The 1352-nt window shown below is 64.9% G+C and carries 1 protein-coding gene; it reads left to right on the plus strand.

From position 1 onward, the window contains the following. On the plus strand, positions 1-1352 hold a 1352-nt coding region (locus EOD15_RS34360; RefSeq protein ID WP_148129820.1), incomplete at both ends, for an ABC transporter ATP-binding protein.

The following is a 1352-nucleotide window of genomic DNA, read 5'->3' on the forward strand; positions in this document are numbered from 1 at the left end:
CTGCTTGGCGAAAACGGCGCCGGCAAGTCGACGCTGGTGAAGATGCTGTTCGGTTCGCTGGAGCCCAATGCCGGCGAGATCTTCTGGAACGGGCAGGCCGTCAGGATTTCCAGCCCCGGCGTCGCGAAAAAACTCGGTATCGGTATGGTGTTCCAGCACTTCTCGCTGTTCGAGGCGCTGACCGCGGCCGAAAACATTGCCCTGTCGCTGGACGACGGCTCGCCGATCAACAGCATCGCTGCGAAGGCGAGGGCGCTTTCCTTCAGCTACGGCCTGCCGCTCGATCCTGAATCGCTGGTCGGCGACCTGTCGGTAGGCGAACGCCAACGCATCGAAATCATCCGTTGCCTGTTGCAAACGCCTCAGCTCATCATCCTGGACGAGCCGACCTCGGTGCTGACGCCGCAGGAAGCCGACAAGCTGTTCGAGACGCTGGAGCGCCTGCGTTCGGAAGGCAAATCCATCCTCTACATTTCGCACCGGCTCGAAGAGGTCAAACGCATCTGCGACCGCGCCACCGTGCTGCGCCACGGCAAGGTCGTCGGCCATTGCAACCCGCGCGAGGAAACCGCGTCTTCGCTGGCCCGCATGATGGTCGGCAACGAGGTGCAGGCCGTGGTGCGCGCGCCGGTCGAGGGGATCGCCACGGCGCAGCCGCTGCTCGAGATTCGCAACCTCAGCCGCAAGCCGGCAACACCGTTCTCGATCCCGCTCAAGGGCATCAACCTGAACGTCCGGGCGGGCGAGGTGATCGGCATCGCCGGCGTCGCCGGCAACGGCCAGGGCGAGTTCTTCGAATCCGTCTCAGGCGAAGTGCCGCAGCAGGATGCATCCTCGGTGCGCATTCGCGGTAAGGACGCAGGCGGCCTCACCATCACCGGGCGCCGACTGCTGGGCGCTGCCTTCGTGCCGGAGGAGCGCCTCGGCCACGGTGCGGCACCGCGCATGAAGCTTTCCGAAAACCTGCTGCTGTCGCGCCATGCCACCGACGGCAAGGCGTTCGTCGGTTCCGGCGGGATGGTGAAGAGCGGTGCCATCCAAGCCGCGTCCCAACGCATCATCGAGGCGATGGATGTACGCAAGAGTGCGCCGGATCCGGAGGCCGCGGCCCTTTCGGGCGGCAATCTGCAGAAATTCATCGTCGGCCGTGAACTCGACCGCCGGCCAAGCGTCATGGTGGTGAACCAGCCGACCTGGGGCGTGGATGCGGGCGCTGCCGCTCATATCCGCCAGGCCTTGATCGAGTTGTCGCGCAGCGGATCGGCGGTGCTGGTGATCAGCCAGGATCTCGACGAGCTGTTCGAGATATCGGATGCGATCGCGGTCATGCACAATGGCGAGCTGTCGAAACC

The sequence above is a fragment of the Mesorhizobium sp. M7A.T.Ca.US.000.02.2.1 genome (genome assembly GCF_003996995.1).
In the GTDB taxonomy this organism is placed as follows: Bacteria; Pseudomonadota; Alphaproteobacteria; order Rhizobiales; family Rhizobiaceae; genus Mesorhizobium.